Raw genomic sequence first — 21,300 nt, forward strand, 5'->3', positions numbered from 1 at the left:
CGCCTCCCCCCCGCGCCGCCAAACTGGACCCCCGCCCCCCCACGCCCGACTTCCACGGCCTCCGCCAAAAACTCCACTCCCCCGCCTCCCTCAAACAAGCCATTTTGTTTCGGGAGATACTTGGCCCTCCAAAAGCCTTGCAATCCTCCGCCGACGCGCCATTCTAGAGATTCCTTTGCAAGACAGCACACGCCGGTGTGGTGAAATGGTAGACGCGCTAGACTCAAAATCTTGTTCCGAAAGGAGTGTCGGTTCGAGTCCGACCACCGGCACCACCTTGAAAATCAAGGAATTATAGTCTGAAAGTCACTTTGATTTGAGAGGTGAATTTTTTACCTATTCTCTTTTTGGGATGCCTTTCCGCTTCGAATAACCTATCCCTTGGGATCATTCAAGATCCTCCCGGATTCTTCCGCCCTCACAGGCGATTGTTGTCACGGAACAATTAAGCGTTTCTAATGGTTGACTAACCCTTAAATGAACGACTGATGCCACGCCCTGGAGGAGAATCTGGAAAACTAGGTGACCGTTATGAAGCGATCTGGACTGTCGACAGCATTCTAGATGTGCTCTGTGGTGAAGCATTGAGCATCGTTGTTGAGCCGTTCGACGCTACGGAATCGCTTGGCATTGAATTCAAAAAGGAACTGCCCGAATGCACTGAATTTCATTCTGCAAAACGGCAAACAACAGGTCAGCTTTGGTCAATTGCTGACTTGATACGCATAGATACCAATGGGCGTTCAGTACTGGGTGATCTATTCTCAAAGTTGGATCTCGATGAAAACCATCGTGTCGTCTTTGTTTCCGGGACAACGGCTCGAGATCTGGAAGAAATTTGTGGGGCGGCTATCGAAGCCCAAGATTCAGCGGCTTTTGAAACACGGCTCGACACTGTCTCTCGCAGAATGCATAGAGAAGTCGATGAGAGATTGCTTCGTCCACACTTTAAAGGCGACATTTCCGATGCCTGGCACACTTTAAGACGAGTCCGTGTTGTCAGCTTAGACGAGCGTGAAATGATTCGTCGAGTTGATCAGAGAATACGCGCGATGCTTTATCGGCCTGATGGCTCCTCATTGGATGCAACCGCTGTCCGTTGCCTAGTTGCTGAAATGGTGTTCGGTTTATTTGGGCAGCCCATCCGACGGCATCAGATAATTGATTATCTCAACGAACACAACGTGGCGGAACGCGATTGGGCTCGTGAGCATGGCCCGCGCGAAATCGTGGAGCGGCTTAACACGGCTTATATGGGCCACGTGGAAGCTGAATTGATCGCGGGTGAAAGGATTGCTCGCGAAGAAGCAAAAACGGCAGTGGATGCACTGGTTGGTGGTGGAAAAAAACGAGTTGTGTTTATTGGTGCGGCAGGGTTGGGGAAAAGTTGTGCAGTTGCACAAACTCTCGTGCATCTGCACGGCGAGCACATTCCGGTCCTCGCATTGCGACTTGATATACAGACTGCGGTGCTCACTTCCCGACGCTTTGGCGAGGAGTTGGGGCTGCCTGAGTCTCCAGTATTAGTATTGGCTGGCATAGCCAATGGCGGGAGGTGTGTGCTGGTTCTTGATCAGCTTGATGCGATTAGTTTCACTTCGGGTCGAAATCAAAGCCTATGGAATGTCTTCGAAGAGATGCTGATCGAGGCTCAGCATTATCCGCAAATGCGAGTGCTACTAGCTTGCCGCGCCTTTGATGCAGAGCACGATCCGCGATTACGTCGCCTCTTGGCCGATAAAGATAATGCAGTTCAGATCGATCTAGGTAAGCTTCCTTTCGAAACTGTAAAGAGGTTGGTTCAAGAGCACGCTGGAGTAGATCCTGCGACTCTTGATGTGACGCATCTCGACCTGTTGCGGGCTCCCCTCCACTTGAGCCTCTACCTGCAAGGTGATCCACAATCCCACCCTCGGTTTAGTGGTGTTCAGGAGTTGTTAGGTCGCTATTGGAGTCACAAGCGGCGTCTGGTGGGCAACCAACTTGGCCGTGGAAGTCGCTGGCATGATATTATTCTGAGCCTTGTCGGTCGGCTCAGTCGTGATCAGACGCTTAGCGCGTCAGTCACGTTACTCGATCCGTATGACGAGACAGAGATCGGCTTAATGGCTTCGCACAACGTGATTGTGCTGGACGGTGTTTCAGTGCGGTTTTTCCACGAGGTGTTCTTCGACTATTGCTGTGCCCGTCTTTTTATGGAGCAGGGACAGACACTCTTGGATTTCTTGACGGAAGGAGGGCTAGAACAGCATCTTTTCCGCCGTGCCCAAGTCCGTCAGATTCTCGAATATGAACGTGAGCACAATGTGGAAGCCTATCTGAGGGACTTGAGAGAATTGCTAGCCAACAGTCGTGTTCGTTACCATCTCAAAAAACTGGCACTCGATTGGTTAGGTGGACTCGCTGACCCTCGCGAAGAGGAATGGCGATTGTTGGAGTCGCTCGATTCTGCTGCTCCGATCACCCGCTGGGCATTGCGTATTTCCTGGGGACGTCCTGCTTGGGTCTATCTACTTGGACGAATCGGAGTGTGGGAACGCTGGCTCGAATCTGCTGAGGTGGAAACTGTTTGGTCCGCAGTTCGGATGTTGAGCTTACCCGAGATTATGAAGGTATACTCAGCCGAGATCGCAAGACTCTTTAGACCTTACGTTGACGGCACAAAAACATGGCGCGCGGAATTCAACGAGTTGTTCTCTTTTGGTGAATTCCATCACAGCGCCGAAATGTTTTCACTCATCTGCGATGCAATGCGACTGCATTTGCTTCGCGTGCCGAATTCTGACGATTGGTATCGCTACGAAAAACTAGCCCAGGAAAAACCGGATTTCGCAGTGCAATTGCTGGCTCTGATGCTCGATCTCGAATGCGAAAGCAATGGCGATGAGGTGGTCGGAAATATAAATGATAAGACGAACTTTATCACTGAGTGTGCTCGCAGAGCTCCAGAACCCTTCGTTCGAGCGATACTGCCTCGAGTGATTGAGCACTTGAAAAAGCATGATTCAGATGCGCCATGGAGAAGAAGCTATCATCGAAGAATGATTTCGGGTGCAGATGCCCCTGAAGAAGCCTTGGAGCAAGGGCTGGAACTCGCTTTGGAATCTCTGGCACAAGACCATCCGTATGTCTTGGACGCACTTACAGAGGTCGCGGAGGAATTTCAGAACGAAACGATCTCGATATTGCTGCTTTCAGCATGGGTGGAGAATGGATCTCACTATGCCGACAAGATTGTCTGCTATCTGCTTCAAAACCCAGAACGTTTGGGTCTTGGATATCATATGTGGCAGGCCGGAAATGGGAGGGCAGCCATCGGACGCTCAGCGGTGCGTAAAGCCTCAATACATTGCTCAGCCACCAATTATGCGATGCTTGAAACAGCGATCCTCGTTTTTACAACCGAGTATGAGCGCCAAAAGCCAGGCCACCAGGGCTATCGTAGGATGCTGTTGCTCGAATGCCTTCCATCTGAACGCATTTCAAACGAGGCTCGGTTGCATTTCGAGGAACTGAAAAGGAAATTTCCATGGGAGAAATTTGAAATGCCTGGAACGAGTTGCAGTTTTGGCTTTATTGGATCTCCCATAAAGCCAGAAGCTGTAGAGCGCATGAATAACGCTCAATGGATCAAAGCAATGCAGCGGTATGCATGTGAACGGAAACGTGATTCCTCAGATTTTCTTAAGGGAGGCAAGAGCCAGCTTGCTAGCATCCTACAAGAGCAGGCACAAATCGACAAGCCTCGCTTTGCGGAACTCGCTTTGCGCCTTGATGTAAACATCGCACCAGAATATTTTAACTCAATTTTATCGGGCATATCATCGATCAGACCTGAGTCTAGTAGGGGAACAAAGCTTCCCGCATCAGCACTGGAATCTTTAAATACTATCGTCGCTGAACAGGTTATCGCTCGGGCGCATTCTCTATATAGTCATGAGTGTGCACGAGACATATGTTGGGCGATTAAAGCGATTGCAGAGAATCATCCATCGAATGCAATCGTTGCCATTCTGTGTCACTATGCAATGAACGATCCTGATCCAGAGACGGAGCAATGGCAAGAGATGGCAGGCGGAAGTGCAATGTGGGGCGGAGATCCGCATTTCCATGGAATGAACTCCGTGCGAGGGGTGGCAGCAGAAGCGTTAGCGATTCTCCTGTTCGCAGATCAAATATACTTTGGGAAAATTAAACCTGCGGTTTTGTCTGTCGTTCATGACCGTTCAATTGCTGTCCGTTCCTGTGCGATACTATGTTTGGTTGCAATGATCAATTTTGACCGAGAACGCGCGGTGGCACTGTTTCTCGAGCTTTGCAAAAATGCCACACCCGTACTCAACACTCATTATTCTGAGCAGTTTATTTATCACGCAACCTATCGTCATTATTTGCTTCTGAGACCTGTGTTGGTGCAGATGCTAACTGTAAAAGAAGAGGGGACAAGAGCCATAGCCGGTCGCCAAATCACACTTGCGGCCTTCCACGACTCTCATGCAGCATCGGATATGCAATCCGTCTTGGGCGGAGACAATGTGTGCCGCGAAGCAGCAGCCAAAATCTATGCGCACAACTTGGGGAGAGAGGCCTTACAATCTATTTGCCGGGAGCGCCTTGCTCAGCTTTTTGATGATCCAGACGCCAAGGTTCGGGGCACAGCGGCAAATTGTTTCAGACTGCTCTCTCCAGCTCTACTTGCTCAAGAGCAGAACCTTATCTACCAGTTCATTGAAAGCATAGCCTTTGTAGAGAACAGCCACGAACTCATTCATGCACTTGAAAAATCCACAGAGGCCCTACCTGAGGTCATCTGCAGGATTCCTGAAAGACTCATTGCCGAATATCGGGCAGAGCAGCAATCCGGTCAAACCCGACGGTGGATCTATCACTTGCCAGCGCTAATCGCTCGGCTATACGAGCAGGCACGCGATGCCCAAATCAAAAGTCGGTGTCTTGATATTATCGATGGCATGCTTGAACTCGGCTTTAGCGAAATCGAAAAGGAACTGGCCCAAGTAGAGAGGTGAGTGATGGAAGCCCCCGTCGATTAGCACGGGACATTGATGACCGCGACAGTCACCGATTGCCTTGACTGTGTTAATCCGACAGCCTCTAGCCATAAGCTGGGCACTCTCAGTGAATAGGTCTACATTCATCGGCGGATTACTTCCCAGGAGGTTCTTCATAGTGCACACTCAGCAAATGACTCACTATGATGGCCAATACGTTGGCATCAGTGCTTATTTCCATCCAGCTATGAGAAGTCTGTGAAGGAATCTCCTTCGTCGGCGGATGCCCCCACTGGGTAGCGTCATCCGCCGCACTTAACGGAATCGTTAACGGTCCGTCATGACCCGGTAATCAGCCATTCTCATTCTGGCCATGCGGAAGTGCAGCCACCACCATACACATGCAATTCACCATTATGAAATTATACTTCACCATTCATACTATCCTTTCCGTTCGTTGGACGCCAGCCATCATTCTACCCATTGTAATGAGCCAATGAGGTGTGAGGTGGAACCCACAGGCCCCTATCCGAAGCGCCCCCTCATCCCTCCCAAAATCCTGCAATCCTGCAATCCTGCAATCCTGCAATCCTGCCATCTTGTTAATCCTGTAAAAAAACCTCCAACCCCCAATCCCCGTCCTCACCCTTCAAAAGTAGCCCGCTCAGTCCCCTGAGCGGATAGCCACCTCGAAGCCCCTCCCATCCACCCCACCATCGAAGCTCACCGTCTCATTACTCCGCATTCTCCGCCTCTTTGCCCCTCTGCGTTAAACCGATCACAGTATACCACCCCTCCACCCCACCCCTCACTCCTCTTCCGCTCCCGCCTTCAAAAAAACATTCGTGGCACAAATCGCACGATCCCCCTGCCCATCATTCCACCGGGCCACCAGCGGAAAAAGATCCGGCCGGGCCGCCCCGCCATCGTCAGGCACCGTCACTGTGAAACGATAACTCCGCATCTCCCCACGGGCCAGCGTCCCCGTCTCCATCCGGGCAGGCTGTACCTTCCATGCCTTCAGCGCACGCACCTCCAGGTGCCCGGGCCCCAGCGGTTCCTGCCCGGCAGTCGCCAGCTGGACCTCCATCATGAAAGTCTGCCCCGCATCAACCTGCGCCGCATGCCCATCATTCGCCCGTTCCACACCCTGGATCTGAGGGATTCCCAGCAGCGGCGGATGCTCCTTCAGCAAATAAATCACCCCCGCCGTCTCGATGGAAGGCAAGGAGACGGAAGACCGGCCATTTTCCAGCCGTTCCACACGGATCGGCTCCAGGCCCGCATCCTCCGCACGCCCAAACACAGCCAGTGACCAGGAACCCTCTGGCAACATCACCTCCACCGTAGTTTCCGGCAGGGTGATAGCACTGCCCGGCAGGCGCAGCACCGCATCCGTGGAATACGTCAGCACCACATTCCCCTGGTCATCCCCCCAGGGCTGCTCCAGGCGGACGTGCGGCTGCATCGCCAGCCCGTTTTTACCCGTCAAGCGGTACGCCGGTTCAATGCCCAGCCGCTGAAGCTGCTGCGTCAGCCATCGGCTTTCCTTAAACGCGGCAGCCACCAGGCCTTCCCCGGCATCGGCCGTGTTCGGATTCACCGGCGCATAACCACTCTCCACCACCGCCTTATCCTGCGGACTCCACAAGGACCCCAGCTTCATCGCCAGGTGCAGCACACGGCCTTTCCCCACCTTCCGTTCCGTCACCAGCGGGCGGCCATCGGCACTGCGCTTCACCGCCGTTCCCGTGGTCACTTCCACCGGCACCAGACCACTGGCCACCACGCCCGCATAGTCGCCCCCCAGATCATAAGACGACTTCCCATCCCAAGCCTCAAAACGCGCCCCAAAAAGATCATCCAGCTGATGGCGCACCCGATGCCGCTCATCGTAATAGCCTGGGCGCTCATCCGCGATCACCGTCCCCCCCTGCGTCACATACGCCGTCAGCCGCTCACACTCCCCCTGCGTCAGGTGCTCCGCCCCCACCATAAACAGCGCCTGATATCGCCCCAGGTACCCAGGGTCCAACTTATTATAAGGCAGCACATCCACCCAATACCCCGCTTGGCGCAGCCACTGGAAAACCAGGCTGCGATTATTCTCCGGATACGCCCACTGGCTTTTCATCCGGCTCGGTGGCGTCGCCAGGATCAGGTCACGCCGGGGCAGCAGGATCGCCACCCTCGGCATATCAGGCAGCGGCTGCGCCTCCTTCCACAGCTTTTCCGTACGGTGGATCATGTGCGCCCAGCGCGCCGCATAAAACATCTTGTCCCGCGGCTCCCCAGTCTTCGCGTCGATGTGGCCAAACGTCGCATAATCCTCCTCCGCCCCCTTGTGCCCAGGAGCGAACAAATTGCTCGCCTTCAGCCCGTTGCTCAGCACCCGCCAGTAAGTCGCCCCCCATTGGTAACCAGGGCCATTGTGATTATTCATCTCCGGCGTCATCACCCCGAAGGCGCCGCCCTCCAGCGGCTGGATGCAGTGGTAAATGTAATTGATCTCATACGCCTCGCGGTCGCCAGATCCATAAACATTCACACCATACAAACCGCCGCTGATGTCCCGCATCTGATCCGCAAAACGCTCGTGGTTGAACACCCCACGCCGACGGGAAACATGCGGCATATCAATCATCTGCTGCGTGGACTTGTGCACCACCGGCCGCCTCAGTGGATCATGCTCATGCAGCGTATGCGCAGCCTCCGACATGAACGCCGTGAAGGCCTCCGTTTGGAAATCATGCCAGTCCAGAAAAGCCCCAGGGTGGCTCACATACTCAGCGATTTTCGGCGGCTGAGCCGCAGCCTCCGCAAAGCTTTTGAAGCCCCCTTCCCACGCCTCATTCAGGCCGGAGATCTTCCCCCCATACGTCTTTTCCAGCCAGACAGCAAAGGCCGCCTTCGCCTCATCCGCATAGTTCAGCATCCCTTCCCACTCATTCTCCATGCCCCAAAACAGCGTCGGCTTCGCCAAAGCATGCGCCGCACCCGCCAGCCGCCCCGTCGCCGCCTTCGAGTCCAGGTGATAAGCACGCCGCCCCGGATTGAAAATATTGAAAGCCTGCTTCGAGCCACTGTCCAGCTTCCCCGTTTCCCCCTTCTCATCCACCCCCAGCGTGATCATCCCATACCCCGGTGCCTCACGCGGCAACTTAGACATCCCATGCGGCGGCGGCGGCCGCATATCCTTCGCCTGCGTAAAGCCGAACATCCCATGGGTAAACAAAGCCGCCTTCTCAGCCTCCGGCCTCTTTTCCGGCTCAAGGACCGCCCCTTCCCCAGGTCGCGCAATGGAGAAATCCTGCCACAAATTAAATCCCGCATGCGTCACCAGCCTCACCACCTGCAGCGGCGGATCCCCACCCCGAAGACCGATGGGAAAATACCCCGGCAGCGGCAGCCCCGCCGAGTCAATTTCCAGACTGTAAGCCCGCACATTCTCCAAAGGATCCCCCACCCCCTGCGCCGGAGCCTGGCCAATCCAAAGCCCTCCCACTCCTAGCCACAAAACCCCCAACCGCATCCCTCCGTGAAAAGCAGAGCCAAAAATTCGCGCACAAGCCAGTCGGCCCACCAGATCTGAGAGGAAATTCATTCGTCATGAATACACCGCCCACCCCCCAAAAATATCGCCTCATCCCCCACCCAAAAAAATAACCCCGCACGAAGCACCCGCGCCCATCCCCCATGGAGCGCGGGCGTCCCGCCTGCCGTCTTGTGCGTCCCCGCACAAGACCGTTCTAGCGCCCCCGTCCGCCACCATGGAGCGCCGACGATCCGTCGGCATTCAAAAAAAAGTCCCCAGTCCTCAGATAAAAGGGTGCCCCCGTCCCCCTCCTTCTCAGCCCCAAGCACACCTCCGCCCCTTTGCCCCTCTGCGGCAAACCCACCCCAGTATAACGCTCATTTCGTCCCACATAGAAGCAGAGCCCGCAACCGAAGCCACCCCCACCCTCCCCCTGAAAAAATCGCCCCGACCTTGCACACCCCCGCATTCTCAGCGTTAGGTGCACAGCCTTTGTGACTCAGCCGTCCACCACCAGCCGCAGCAAGCTCGCCCTCCTGTTCTTTTGCACCGCCATGCCCATGGGCATGTGGAACGTGCCACTGGCCAACATCTACGCAGCTTACGGCCGTGAGCACCTCGTCCCCTGGGTGCTCGCCACCTCCGCCGTCGCCGCCTTCATCTCCCCCCTCTTTGTCGGCGCCCTGGCGGACCAGAAACTGTCCCCCACCCTCCTGCTGCGCTGGCTCGCCCTGGCCACGGGGCTCGCCCTCGCCCTCAGTTGCACCGCCCTCGCCCAGGGCTGGAATGACGGCCTCGTACTCCTCTGCGCCCAGGTCCAGGCCCTCGTCGCCACCCCCGTCTGGAGCATCACCAGCAGCATCATCTTCTCCCAGCTCCACACCCCGGCCAAGCAGTTCGGCCCCCTCCGCGCCTGCGCCACCTTCGGCTGGATGGCCGGCTGCTGGATCGTCAGCTTCGTCCTCCATGCCGATGCCTCCCTCGTCGCCGGATACACCGCCGCCGGCCTATGGCTCCTCGTCATGTCTCTCTCCTGGACCCTCCCCCTCATCCAGCCGGCGGACATGCAGGGCAGGCGCAGCTTCCGCCAGATCCTCGGCCTGGATGCCATCGATCTCCTCAAAAACCCCGACCACCGGGTCGTCTTCATCACCGCCGCCCTTTACAGCATCCCCCTCGCCGCCTTTTACCCCTACACCGCCCGTCACCTCAAAGACCTCGGCGTCGAAAACGTCTCCGCCGTCATCTCCCTCGCCCAGACCACCGAGGTCCTCACCATGCTCCTACTCGCCGGCGTCCTTGCCCGCTTCCGGCTCAAATGGGTCTTCCTCTCCGGCATCAGCATCTGCGTCTTCCGTTACTCCCTCAATTCCCTGGATACCCGTCAGTGGATCATGATCGGCACCACCCTCCACGGCTTCGCCTTCACCCTCTACTTCATCACCACCCAGATCTATCTGGAAGAACGCATCGACCGCAAATGGCGCGTCCGTGCCCAGGCCCTCCTATACCTGCTCATGAGCGGCGTCGGCAACCTCATCGGCTACCTCGGCGGCGGCTGGTGGCACGCCGCCTGCACCCACAGCGGCATCACAGATTGGTCACGCTTCTGGTTAGGAGAATCCGCCCTCACCGCCGCCGTCTGCCTCTTCTTTGCCATCGCCTACCGCGGCATCCACCGCCAACCCGACGCCCCCCCGCCCCCCGACCCCGCATCCTCCCCCGCCTGAGTGCCCGCCGGTGCGGAATCACAGCTCCCCTCCCTCTAAAAAAGTAGCCCGCTCAGTCCCTGAGCGGATAGCCACCCCGAAGCCCCCTCCCGCCCTCTTACCATCTAGTCCACCACTCCCCCTCAAAAGTAGCCCGCTCAGTCCCTGAGCGGATAGCCGCCTCGAAGCCCTTTCCGCCCTCCTACCATCTAGTCCACCACTCCCCATCAAAAAGTAGCCCGCTCAGTCCCCTGAGCGGATAGCCACCCCGAAGCCCCCTCCCGGACCCACCAACTCCGCCTCCTCAGCCCCTCCGCAGTAAACCGATAACAGTGTAAAGCCCTGTCCCAGCCGCATAGAGGCAAAGATTGTGGGTATAAAGGATATGGATTTTCGCATACGAGCCGCGCAAGGCAGATAACTTCGTGGCCGCGCAGGACAGATCGCCTGCGGCTGTGTGGACAGATCGCCTTGGAGCGGTGGTGCCTTTAAGCCCAAAGGGCTTGTGGATTTAATCCCAGGGTTGGAACAACCCTGGGACTGGAGCACCGCAGACCGAAAATTCTGCGAACCCCAACGGGGTTCTGTCCTGGAACGTGCCCACGTTCTGCCCCCCGGCTGAATTACCCCAAGCCCGACACCAGCCCACTAAAAACCATCGCCCCAAGCCCGTTGGACTTGGGAGGGGCGAAGGGGGCACCCAGGTGGGTATAAAGGATATGGATTTACGCATAAGAGCTGCGTGGGCAGATAACTTGGTGGCCGCGCAAGGCAGATCACTTGGTGGCCGCGCAGGACAGATCGCCTGGTGGCTGTCTATGCCTTTAAGCCCAAAGGGCTTGTGGATTTAAGCCCAGGGTTGGAACAACCCTGGGACTGCGAACCCCAACGGGGTTCTGTCCTGGAACATGCCCACGTTCTGCCCCCCGGCTGAATTACCCCAAGCCCGACACCAGCCCACAAAAAAGCCGTGGATCGCAAGACCCACGGCTTCCCAAAATCTCACTCAGCTCACACCTCCGCACCCTTGTGCCCGAGCTGCTTCACCGCCTTATTCAGCTGATCATACTCGATCGGCTTCTTGATCACCGTCACCGGCCCGTGGGAAAGAATACGGCTCAGAATCTCACTGTCCGGATACCCCGTGATCACCACAATCGGCAGATCTGGATACATCTCCTTCAACTGAGAATACACCTCATCCCCCGGCACATCCGGCAGCTTCAAATCCAGGAAAACAAAATCGAATTTCTGCTTCTTCGCCACACTGATCGCCTCCGCCCCAGTGCCCACCACCAAGCGTCCGAAGCCCGCTTTCTTCAAAAACTGCTTAAACAGTGCCTGCAAAGCTGGATCATCATCCACCACCATCACGGTGGGCTGGCCTGACTCATCTTCCTTACGCAGAACATCGCGGTCAAGCAGGCTCCGCTTGATGCGCCACCGACCACCGATCTGCACCGCTGGCAATTGCCCACGCTGCACGAGATAATAGACAGTCGGCAAAGGAATGCGCAAATACTCGGCAGTCTCTTTGACTGTCATGAGTTCGGGAGAGGTCAGTTCGGCCATAATGAATTGTGGTAAAAGTGGAGATTCGAGTTGAGTCGTTGTGAACAACTCATCAAAATCAGAATTGCGTCGAAGTTGCTATATAATTACCATGACGGCAAGCCCATTTTTGCAGATTTTAACGATCTTGAAAGTTTTCATGAATGTCAAATATGAGAATAAAGACGGAACTGCGATCAAACTATGCGCAAATTCACCTCTCCCGCTCTCTTTTGAGAAACATTAAAGATATCTTAAATAGATCCATATTCGATAGAAACCCTCAACCCCCTAACCGTTCAAAGACATTTCACATACTTCATACCACGCCCCCTCAATCATGAAGTTTAACATCCCGCCTTTCTGAGCATGGAGTGTAGGCGTCCTCGCCTGCATCTGCGGCCAGGATGGCCTCACCCCGTGTAGCAGCCAAAGCATTCCAGAGCTTCAGCTCGCAAAAGCCAAGCATCAGATTCGCCCACCATTTTTGATCAGGATCACATACTGGCCTGAAAGCCCCCAAGAGCCTGATGCTCAAACCTTCTGCGGAGCGCCGATGCAAAAAGTCGGATGTGAATCAGTGCGGGCGAGACGCCCCCACCCCTTGCTTTCTACAGCGACGTCCCACTCCTTTGCACACGCCCGCCGCCCCAACCCAAGGAGTTGGGGCGTCTCGCCCCGACTTCCCCACCTCGCTTTGCTCTACGAGGATCTATGTCTTTCGATTCTCAAGATCCCAAGGGCCAGGGTGGCCTCGCCTGCCCATCCCTCGTAGGGCGAAGTGTGTCCGGCGCATTCCACATTGTTTCGCGCACCCATCCCCCCTCGCCGGATTACCCGCCTTCTTTGAAGCCGCGAGTCCTTCACCTCATCTCCGTTAAACAAAATTGCTCCGAAAGAAAAAAGGGCACCCTCAAAGAAAGGCGGGTCATTCCACGAGCTATCGGCTCATGATCACAAGCCAATCCCACCACAAAACACCCCACCCCATAACCTGCCCATCCCCCTCACGCCCCCCAAACCTCAAAACAACTCGCTCACCGGCACAGGCGTCAGATCCTTGACCCCTTGTGGAAACATCCGTTTGCGGAAAGTCAGCAGTTCCGGCTCCTTGTCCGTCACCAGCACCACGTGCTCATAATGGGAACTCGGTTTACGATCCACCGTGATGACCGTCCAGGCATCCGCCAGCACACGCGTCTTCGCCGTGCCCATGTTCACCATCGGCTCGATGGCCAGCGTCATCCCGGACCTCAGCCGTGGCCGCTCACCCTTCACGCCATAGTTCGGCACCTCAGGTTTTTCGTGCAGTTTCCTGCCCACCCCGTGGCCCACAAATTCACGTACTACGGTGTAACCGTACTGCACCACGTGCTCTTCCACCGAGGCACACAGGTCCCCCAGCATCCAGCCGTCGCGGGCATGGTTCGCAGCCACGTGCAGGGATTCCTCCGTGGCCGCCAGCAGATGCAGCGTTTCTTTCGCCACATTGCCCACCGGCACCGTCAGCGCATTATCGCCGATCCAGCCATTGTATTCGATTCCGACATCGATCTTCACCACATCCCCATCCTGGATCACGCGCGGACCGCCGATGCCATGGATGATTTCCTCATTGATGGAGATACAGATGTGCCCCGGAAACTGCCGGTAGCCTAAAAAAGCACTCTTGCAGCCACGGGCCTTCATCTCAGCAGCCGCACAGCGGTCCACCTCCCCCGTCGTTATGCCCACCTGGGCCAGACTGGCCGTTTTCAGCAGGATATCGCGCGCCATTTGGCAGGCTTCGCGGATGCCCTGCTGCTGGGCACCGTGACGGACGGGGATCTTTTGACTGTTGATGAACGCCATGGACTCAGTCTTACATGCCCTTATTGTAGATCAGCCAGGCCACCCCCACGAGGGTGATCACAGCGATCCCGGACCAGAGCATGACCACCGTTGCAGGATTGGCCACATTGCCACTCTGCTGCATGCGGTCGAAACGGCCACGGATACGGCCCTTCTTCAGGAACCCATCATAATGGCTCTGCAGAAGGTGCGTCTCGATCTGGCGCATCACATCCAGCACCACGCCGACAAGAATCAGCAAGCTCGTGCCGCCGAAGAACTGCGCCGTCTGCGGGGCGATGCCCAGCAACGCACTCACCACACCCGGCATCACATAAAGCAGCGTCAGGAAAATAGCGCCAGCAAAGGTCAGGCGGCTCATCGTGAAGTCCAGGAAATCAGCCGTTGGCTTGCCCGGGCGGATGCCAGGAATGTAACCACCGCTCTTCTTCAGATCGTCAGAGATCTGCGTCGGCTGGAACATCGTCGCCACCCAGAAGTAGCTGAAGAAAAAGATCAGCGCCGCAGAGATCGCATAATACACCCAGCCCGTCGCGATGGCCTGGGAGAAACGTTGCACCCAGCCCACATCCGGGAACATGGAGGAAATGATGGAAGAAGGGAAAAGCAGGATGGCCTGCGCAAAGATGATCGGCATCACCCCGGAATAATTGATCTTCAAAGGCAGATACTGAGTCTGCCCGCCATACACCTTGCGGCCCACCACGCGCTTGGCGTACTGGATCACGATGCGCCGTGTCGCCTGCGTCAGGGCGATCACCCCGGCGATGACCGCAATCATGAAGGCCAGCAGCAGCACCAGCGTCGCCGGCTTGCTCATGTCACCATCCACATTGCCCACGTAAGTCTGCCACACCTGCACCATCGCACCCGGAAGATCCGAAACGATGTTCACACAGATCAAAAGAGAAACCCCGTTACCGATGCCGCGCTCCGTGATCATCTCACCCAGCCACATCATCAGCATCGTACCCGCCGTGATCGTGATGACCGTCGTGATCACAAACCACATGTCATAATCCGGCACCAGCGGCCGCTGCAAGCGGTCGATCGTGTCCTGCAAACCACCCAGGAAAATGTTCTGCCCTGGATTCTGCAAAGACTGCGCCAACAAGTAACCCTGGAAAACGCAAAGAACGATCGTCGCGATACGGGTGTATTGCGTGATCTTCTGGCGTCCACCATCTTCACGGGCCAGCTTGCTCAGACGTGGCACCACTGCCGTCAGGAGCTGGAGCATGATGGAAGCACTGATGTAAGGCATGATGCCCAGCGCAAAGATCGCACAGTTCTGCAGGCCACCACCGCTGAACACGTTCAGCAACGCCGCCACCTGGGCTGCGCCGGAGCCGGCATCAGCCGTGCGGGTCTTGATCCATTCATCCAGCACTGTCACATCCACGCCAGGCAGCGTGATGGAAGCACCGATGCGGACGATGACGATCATCGCCAGCGTGAACAGGATGCGGGAGCGAAGATCTGGAATTTTGAAGCTGTTGGCGAAAGCAGAAATCATGAGTAAGGGGAGTATAAAGAAAGCGGGCCTAGCCATCTGACAACCGCAAAGGTTGATCGGTGACTGGCCCGCTGACGGGTTGAGTTCGATCCGTTATTAGGCAGCGATGGAACCGCCGGCCTTCTCGATCTTCTCGCGGGCCGAAGCACTGACGTTCTTGATCTCGATAGTCAGCTTGCGGGTCAGCTCGCCATTGCCGAGGATCTTGATCGCGTCGCAATTGCGGTTCACGATGTTGTTCTCACGCAGGAAAGCTTCGTTCACCACGGTGCCATCTTCGAAGGCATTCAAAGCGCCCACGTTGACGACTTCATACACGTCGCGGAACTGCACATTGCTGAAACCCTTCTTGGGGAGACGGCGGTGAAGAGGCATCTGGCCACCTTCAAAGCCTGGGCGGATGCCCGCACCAGCACGGGCCTTCTGGCCCTTGTGTCCCTTACAGGAAGTCTTGCCGTGGCCGGAGCTCTCACCGCAGCCGATACGCTTGCGGCGCTTTTTAGCCCCTGGGCGGGGTTTGACGTCTTGGAGTTGCATACAGAATGGAAAAGTAAAAATTGAAAACTGAAGTCAGCTTCTCTTAGAGAGCCTTCTTCTCTTTGATCTCCTTGCCGCGAGCGCGGAAGATTTCATCACGTGGACGCAGAGCGCCGAGAGCCGCCAGAGTCGCCTTCACCACGTTAGCGTGGTTGCTGGAACCCAGAGACTTGCCGATCACGTCACGCACACCGGCTGCTTCCAGCACGGCGCGGGCGCCACCACCGGCGATGATGCCCGTACCAGGCGTCGCAGGCTTCAGCATGATGCAACCGCCACCGTGCTCACCGATCACCTCATGAGGGATCGTGTTGTTGTTCAGGTGCACGCGGTTCATGTTCTTGCGGGAAGCTTCCGTGGCCTTCTTGATCGCGTCAGCGACTTCGTTAGCCTTACCGAAACCGCAACCGACTTTACCCTGCTGGTCGCCAGCGACGACGAGAGCAGAAAAGCTGAAACGACGACCGCCTTTCACGACCTTGGCGCATCGGTTGATGTGCACCACTTTTTCAATGGTATCCGGGCGGGAATCAGAAGATTCGCCTGCGGGACTGAGTGTAGCTGCTGCCATAAATGGGATTCGTCGGGATTAGAATTTCAGACCCTTTTCGCGGGCGGCGTCGGCCAGTGCTTTCACTTTGCCGTGATAGGTGAAGCCGCCGCGGTCGAAAACCACGGCTGAGATGTTGGCGGCAATGGCGCGCTCGGCCACAGCCTGTCCCACCTTAGCGGCGGTTTCGCTGTTAGCACGGCTTTCGCCAAAGCCTTTTTCCTTAGTGGAGGCGGACACGATGGTCTTGCCTGCCACATCATCAATGATCTGGGCATACACGTTGGAGTTTGAAAAATAAACTGCCAGACGTGGACGCTGAGAGGTGCCACTGAGAGTCTTGCGGATGCGCGCGTGGATACGCGAGCGGGTGAGTTTGCGGTTCTTCGCTGCCATGATGACTTTCCTCCTGTTACTTCACACTCTTGCCTGCCTTACGGCGGATTTGCTCGCCTGCATAACGGACGCCCTTGGCCTTATAAGGCTCAGGCGGATAATAGGCGCGGATATCAGCGGCGAGCTGCCCGACGACCTGCTTGTCAATGCCTTCAATCGCGATCTTTGTGTTGTCAGCGACGGTGACTTTCACACCTTCGGGGATCGGATGGAGACGTGGATGAGACTGGCCCAGGTTCAGGTCAATCACGTTACCTTTCACAGCAGCGCGGAAACCGACGCCGTGGATTTCAAGGTTGCGTGTGTAGCCCTTGCTGACGCCTTCGATCATGTTGCTGATCAGGCGCTGGGACGTGCCATGCATGGCGCGCACCCGGCGGTCTTCGCTGGAACGGGTGACAGAGAGCTCCTTGCCTTCATTGGCGACGGAGACACCTTCAGGCAGGGTCCAGTTGAGCTTGCCCTTGGGTCCTTCGACGAGGACGCTGCCATCAGCACCGATTTTCACGGTGACCTTGTCTGGGAGAGAAATGGGTTGTTTACCGACTCGTGACATAATGTATTCCTCGTGTTACCAGATTTGCGCCAGGAGTTCGCCGCCCACTTTGGCTTTCTTCGCACGGGCACCAGTCATGATGCCGCGTGAGGTGGACAGGATAGAGATGCCAAGGCCGCCGAGCACGCGAGGGATCTCGGTGGAGCCAACATACTTGCGCAGACCAGGCTTGCTGATGCGGGTCAGGCTGCGGATCACCGGGGACTTGCCCTGGTACTTAAGCTTCAGTTTCAGACGTGGGTGGGCATCAGTCGTGTCCACTTCGTAGCTCCAGATGTAGCCTTCTTCCTGCAGGATGCGGGAAAGCTCGGCCTTCATTTTGGAGAAGGGCACAAACACTTCCTGCTGGCCAGCAGTGGCTGCATTGCGGATGCGGGTGAGAAAATCGGAAATCGGGTCAGTCATTGGGACGCGGAATATCGGCTGTTAGAATTAGGCGGCGGCTTCGGTAGTCTCACCAGCCTTGTTCACGGCAGTCTTGCCACGGAAGGGCATGCCGAGAGCGCGCAGCAGTTCCCGCGCATGGTCATCGCTGTTGGTCGATGTGACGAAAGTGATGTCAAAACCCAGAGTGCGCTTGACCTTGTCGAGCTCAATCTCAGGAAAGATGGACTGGTCATTGATGCCCAGTGTGTAGTTGCCACGGCCATCAAAGGCTTTTGGAGCAACACCGCGAAAGTCACGGATACGTGGGATGGCGGTCTTCACCAGACGCATCAGGAAGTCATACATGCGGGTGCCACGCAGGGTCACCTTCACACCGACGGCTTCACCTTCACGCAGCTTGAAGTTGGCGATGGCCTTCTTGGAAAGCGTGATGACTGGCTTTTGGCCGGTGATCAGCGTCACTTCATTGACGGCATCTTCAATCGCCTGCTTGCGCTCCCCTTGGGAACCCACCGAGCAGTTGAGGACAATCTTCTCAAGCTTCGGGACTTGATGGACGTTTTCGAGAGCGAGCTGAGCTTTCAGCGCGTCGCGGACAGTATCTTTATAGAGCTTTTGCAGCAGGGGTTCCATGGATCAGATTTGGCTGAGCTTCCTTTCCTTTGCAGGCCGGGCGAAGACCAGGCGCGAAACAAAGGGGGTGAGCATATTCGTTGACTACTTCTTCTTCGCAACTTTCTTCTTCGTCGATTTTGCTTTTGTTTCTTGTTCAGCAAGTTTGACGTTGGAGATATGAATCGGGCCTTCTTGCTCGATGATGCCGCCACCCGGACGTTCCTGGGATGGCTTGACCGTTTTCTTGATCATCCGCACGCCTTCAATAAGCACGCGGTTCTTTGCGGTCTGCACTTCGATGATGGTGCCCTGCGCACCTTTATGGGCGCCGGAGGTGACGACGACAGTGTCGCCTTTTTTGACGTGGGTCTTGATCTGGCTCATGGCATTACAGCACTTCGGGGGCGAGGGAAACGATCTTCATGAAGTTCTTGTCACGCAGCTCACGAGCCACAGGACCGAAGATACGGGTTCCTTTTGGATTGTTGTCTTTGTCAATGATGACGATCGCATTCCGGTCGAAGCGGAGGATCGAACCGTCATTGCGGCGGATTGGGTGCGCGGTGCGCACGACCACAGCGCGGACGACTTCGCCCTTCTTGACGCTGGCGGTCGGGGTGGATTCACGAACGTGGGCAGTGATGATATCACCCACATAAGCGAAACGGGTATTCTTCTTGCCGAGCACGCCGATCATTTTGGCGACTCGGGCTCCGGTATTATCGGCGACCGGAATTGACGACTCCATTTGCAACATAAACTTTTCTTCCTCAGATGAATGGGTTGAACTCTAACGTACCAGCTTAGTGCTTCTGCACTTCCACCAGGTTCCAGCGCTTCAATTTGCTCAGCGGGCGGCACTCAGCGATGAGCACTTTGTCACCCACCTTTGCCTGCTCGCTCTCATCATGCGCATAGAACTTGGATGTCTTGCGGATGATCTTCTTGAACCGTGGGTGTGGCACGCGGCGCTCCACTTCGACCACGATGGTCTTGTTCATCTTGTCGGAAACCACCACACCCACACGTTCCTTGCGGACGGGAGCCTGGACGGGTTGCGCTTCTGCGGTTGTAGCCTCACTCATGATTTGAAAAAAAGGTCGAAATTGCGGGGTTGGCCTTAGGCGGCCTTGGCGGCGGCGGTGCGGGTGCGGTCCGTCACGACGGTCTCGATGCGGGCCACTTCACGGCGCAGCACCTTGATGCGGGACGGGTTTTCAAGCTGGCCGCTCTGCTGCTGCATGCGCAGGTTCAGCATTTCCTGGCGCAACTCACGGCGGCGGGCATTCAGCTCGTCAACGGAAAGTTCACGGAGTTCTTGGATCTTCATGATGGGTCAGGGGGCGGATATTAGATGGTGGCAGCGCGGCTCACAAAACGTGTGCGCAGGCCGAGTTTGTTGGCCGCCAGGCGGCTGGCTTCACGGGCAGTCGCCTCGTTCACGCCGGAGATTTCAAACAGCATGTGCCCTGGAAGAACCACTGCCACCCAGAATTCCGGGGAGCCTTTACCTTTACCCATTCGGGTTTCTGGTGGACGGGCCGTCACTGGCTTGTGAGGGAAGATGCGGATGAAGACCTTACCCTTACGCTTGAGGAAACGGTTGATCGCCACACGGCAGGCTTCGATCTGGTTGTTTTTGATCCATCCACGATCCAGGGTCTGAAGGCCAAACTCACCGAAGTCGAGTTTGTTGCCACGGGATGCGGTGCCAGAGCGGCTACCGCGCTGGGTCTTGCGATGTTTTACACGACTGGGAAGAAGGGCCATAGGTCAACTCCTGTTGGAATCCTGAAAAGGGGGTGGTTACTTTGAAAAATTACTGGGCTGCTGCAGGTGCGGCTTCGGCCTGGGGCGCGGGAGCTGCGGACTGCTGGTAAGAGGACTGGCCTCCCTGCTGATAACGTGGCGGGCCGGAGCGCTCACCACCGCGACGGCCGATGCCACCGGCACCACCGCCACCACCACCGCTGTTGCGGTCACCACCACGCTCACGGCGGCGGTCGTTACGAGGGGTCGTGTTTTCAGGGGCATTGCCACGGTTCATCCACACTTTCACGCCGATGATGCCGTAAACCGTGCGGGCTTCCGTGAAGCCGTAGTCGATCGGGATACGCAGTGTCTGGAGAGGCACTTTACCCTGACGATACTGCTCAGCACGGGCGATGTCTGCACCGCCGAGGCGGCCTGCGACGCGGATACGAATCCCTTCGCCACCCATTTCCATCGCAGTCTGCACCGCACGCTTCATAGCGCGGCGGAAAGAAATACGGCGCTCAAGCTGAACGGCCACGCTCTCAGCGATGAGCTGCGCGTCCAGTTCCGGCTGCTTGATCTCGAAGATGTCAATCTTCACCTGCTTGCCACCGCACATTTCAGAGACCTTCTGGCTCATCACTTCGATCTCCTGGCCCTTACGGCCGATCACCAGACCCGGACGGGCGGTGTGGAGGGTCACGCGCACCTGGTTCCAGGCACGCTCAATGATGATCTTCGACAAGGCGGCCTGCATGAGCTTCTCCTTGAGATACTTGCGGATGGCAAGGTCGCTATGCAGAGCATCGGCGTATTCTTTCTCAGGAGCATACCACTTGGAGCGCCAGTCTTTCGTGACTGCGAGGCGGAAGCCGATTGGATTAACTTTCTGTCCCATAAATCAGTGTGTGTGGCTGAGTGAAATTATTCGGCGGCTGCGGTCGCGGCCTTGGCCTTTGGAGACCGGTTTTTACGGACAGGCTTTTCAGCCTCTTCCGGTTTGGCGCCCAGCACGACGGTGATGTGCGTCATGCGTTTTTTGATTGGGGAGGCCGAGCCACGGGCACGTGGCGTGATGCGCTTCAGGGCTGGCCCTGGGGTGGCGACGGCACTGCGGACGACGAGCTCCTCGGCATCCAGTTCATGATTGTTTTCCGCGTTAGCGACTGCTGACCGAAGAACTTTACCAACCAAAAAGGCGGCTTTCTTCGGGGTGAAGTCGAGAACGCTGAGTGCCTGCGACACAGGCATACCGGTGATTGCCCGTGTAACTTGACGCGCTTTCTGCGACGAGATGCGGGCGTATTTATAGATTGAACGCACTTCCATAACC

The 21,300-nt window shown here is 56.5% G+C and carries 19 protein-coding genes and 1 tRNA gene; 3 read left to right on the forward strand and 17 right to left on the reverse strand.

Features of this window, described 5'->3' with window-relative positions; all coding sequences use genetic code 11:
- The first annotated feature begins 191 nt into the window (after positions 1-191).
- Positions 192-275: transfer RNA gene (locus tag EI77_RS22170), tRNA-Leu, on the forward strand.
- A 213-nt stretch (positions 276-488) separates the two neighbouring features.
- On the forward strand, positions 489-5,027 hold the full coding sequence (locus EI77_RS22175; protein ID WP_133797508.1) for an NACHT domain-containing protein: 4,539 nt from the start codon (positions 489-491) through the stop codon (positions 5,025-5,027).
- 790 nt (positions 5,028-5,817) lie between these two features.
- On the opposite strand, the gene EI77_RS22180 is transcribed toward EI77_RS22175, so the two are convergent.
- Positions 5,818-8,613: a beta-galactosidase gene (locus EI77_RS22180; protein WP_133797509.1), complete on the reverse strand. Its 2,796-nt coding sequence runs from the start codon at positions 8,611-8,613 to the stop codon at positions 5,818-5,820.
- 425 nt (positions 8,614-9,038) lie between these two features.
- Between EI77_RS22180 and EI77_RS22185 the strand changes: the two genes are divergently transcribed.
- On the forward strand, positions 9,039-10,274 hold the full coding sequence (locus EI77_RS22185) for an MFS transporter (protein WP_133797510.1): 1,236 nt from the start codon (positions 9,039-9,041) through the stop codon (positions 10,272-10,274).
- Between the two features lie 990 nt (positions 10,275-11,264).
- Here the strand turns inward: EI77_RS22185 and EI77_RS22190 are convergent.
- The 16 genes from EI77_RS22190 to rplV all read right to left on the reverse strand — a co-directional run bounded on the left by EI77_RS22190 (position 11,265) and on the right by rplV (position 21,296).
- Positions 11,265-11,825 carry a response regulator gene (locus EI77_RS22190; RefSeq protein WP_133797511.1) on the reverse strand — a complete coding sequence of 187 codons (561 nt, stop codon included), beginning with the start codon at positions 11,823-11,825 and terminating at the stop codon, positions 11,265-11,267.
- A 1,002-nt stretch (positions 11,826-12,827) separates the two neighbouring features.
- Positions 12,828-13,655 carry a type I methionyl aminopeptidase gene (gene map, locus EI77_RS22195; protein WP_133797512.1) on the reverse strand — a complete coding sequence of 276 codons (828 nt, stop codon included), beginning with the start codon at positions 13,653-13,655 and terminating at the stop codon, positions 12,828-12,830.
- 10 nt (positions 13,656-13,665) lie between these two features.
- Complete coding sequence (gene secY, locus EI77_RS22200) at positions 13,666-15,171, reverse strand: preprotein translocase subunit SecY (RefSeq protein WP_133797513.1); 1,506 nt, start codon at positions 15,169-15,171, stop codon at positions 13,666-13,668.
- A 96-nt stretch (positions 15,172-15,267) separates the two neighbouring features.
- Complete coding sequence (gene rplO, locus EI77_RS22205) at positions 15,268-15,708, reverse strand: 50S ribosomal protein L15 (protein WP_133797514.1); 441 nt, start codon at positions 15,706-15,708, stop codon at positions 15,268-15,270.
- A gap of 43 nt (positions 15,709-15,751) precedes the next feature.
- Positions 15,752-16,279 carry a 30S ribosomal protein S5 gene (gene rpsE / locus EI77_RS22210; RefSeq protein ID WP_133797515.1) on the reverse strand — a complete coding sequence of 176 codons (528 nt, stop codon included), beginning with the start codon at positions 16,277-16,279 and terminating at the stop codon, positions 15,752-15,754.
- An 18-nt stretch (positions 16,280-16,297) separates the two neighbouring features.
- Positions 16,298-16,654, reverse strand: coding sequence for a 50S ribosomal protein L18 (gene rplR / locus EI77_RS22215; RefSeq protein WP_279586935.1), 357 nt, complete (start codon positions 16,652-16,654; stop codon positions 16,298-16,300).
- Between the two features lie 16 nt (positions 16,655-16,670).
- Positions 16,671-17,210: a 50S ribosomal protein L6 gene (gene rplF / locus EI77_RS22220; protein ID WP_133797517.1), complete on the reverse strand. Its 540-nt coding sequence runs from the start codon at positions 17,208-17,210 to the stop codon at positions 16,671-16,673.
- Positions 17,211-17,225: 15 nt separating this feature from the next.
- Positions 17,226-17,615, reverse strand: coding sequence for a 30S ribosomal protein S8 (gene rpsH, locus EI77_RS22225; protein WP_133797518.1), 390 nt, complete (start codon positions 17,613-17,615; stop codon positions 17,226-17,228).
- A gap of 27 nt (positions 17,616-17,642) precedes the next feature.
- Positions 17,643-18,230, reverse strand: a complete 588-nt coding sequence (rplE, locus tag EI77_RS22230) for a 50S ribosomal protein L5 (protein WP_133797519.1) — start codon at positions 18,228-18,230, stop codon at positions 17,643-17,645.
- An 84-nt stretch (positions 18,231-18,314) separates the two neighbouring features.
- Positions 18,315-18,596 carry a 50S ribosomal protein L24 gene (gene rplX / locus EI77_RS22235; RefSeq protein WP_133797520.1) on the reverse strand — a complete coding sequence of 94 codons (282 nt, stop codon included), beginning with the start codon at positions 18,594-18,596 and terminating at the stop codon, positions 18,315-18,317.
- A gap of 4 nt (positions 18,597-18,600) precedes the next feature.
- Positions 18,601-18,969 carry a 50S ribosomal protein L14 gene (rplN, locus tag EI77_RS22240; RefSeq protein WP_133797521.1) on the reverse strand — a complete coding sequence of 123 codons (369 nt, stop codon included), beginning with the start codon at positions 18,967-18,969 and terminating at the stop codon, positions 18,601-18,603.
- Positions 18,970-19,015: 46 nt separating this feature from the next.
- A complete protein-coding gene (gene rpsQ, locus EI77_RS22245) occupies positions 19,016-19,297 on the reverse strand; it encodes a 30S ribosomal protein S17 (protein ID WP_133797522.1) in 282 nt (93 codons plus the stop codon).
- 35 nt (positions 19,298-19,332) lie between these two features.
- A complete protein-coding gene (gene rpmC / locus EI77_RS22250) occupies positions 19,333-19,542 on the reverse strand; it encodes a 50S ribosomal protein L29 (protein ID WP_133797523.1) in 210 nt (69 codons plus the stop codon).
- Positions 19,543-19,562: 20 nt separating this feature from the next.
- Positions 19,563-19,982 carry a 50S ribosomal protein L16 gene (rplP, locus tag EI77_RS22255; RefSeq protein ID WP_133797524.1) on the reverse strand — a complete coding sequence of 140 codons (420 nt, stop codon included), beginning with the start codon at positions 19,980-19,982 and terminating at the stop codon, positions 19,563-19,565.
- 49 nt (positions 19,983-20,031) lie between these two features.
- Positions 20,032-20,865, reverse strand: coding sequence for a 30S ribosomal protein S3 (rpsC, locus tag EI77_RS22260; RefSeq protein WP_133797525.1), 834 nt, complete (start codon positions 20,863-20,865; stop codon positions 20,032-20,034).
- Between the two features lie 26 nt (positions 20,866-20,891).
- Entirely contained in the window at positions 20,892-21,296 is a 405-nt protein-coding gene (rplV, locus tag EI77_RS22265) for a 50S ribosomal protein L22 (RefSeq protein ID WP_133797526.1), read from the reverse strand.
- Between the last annotated feature and the right edge of the window lie 4 nt (positions 21,297-21,300).

This window comes from Prosthecobacter fusiformis, from assembly GCF_004364345.1.
Classification (GTDB): Bacteria; Verrucomicrobiota; Verrucomicrobiia; order Verrucomicrobiales; family Verrucomicrobiaceae; genus Prosthecobacter; species Prosthecobacter fusiformis.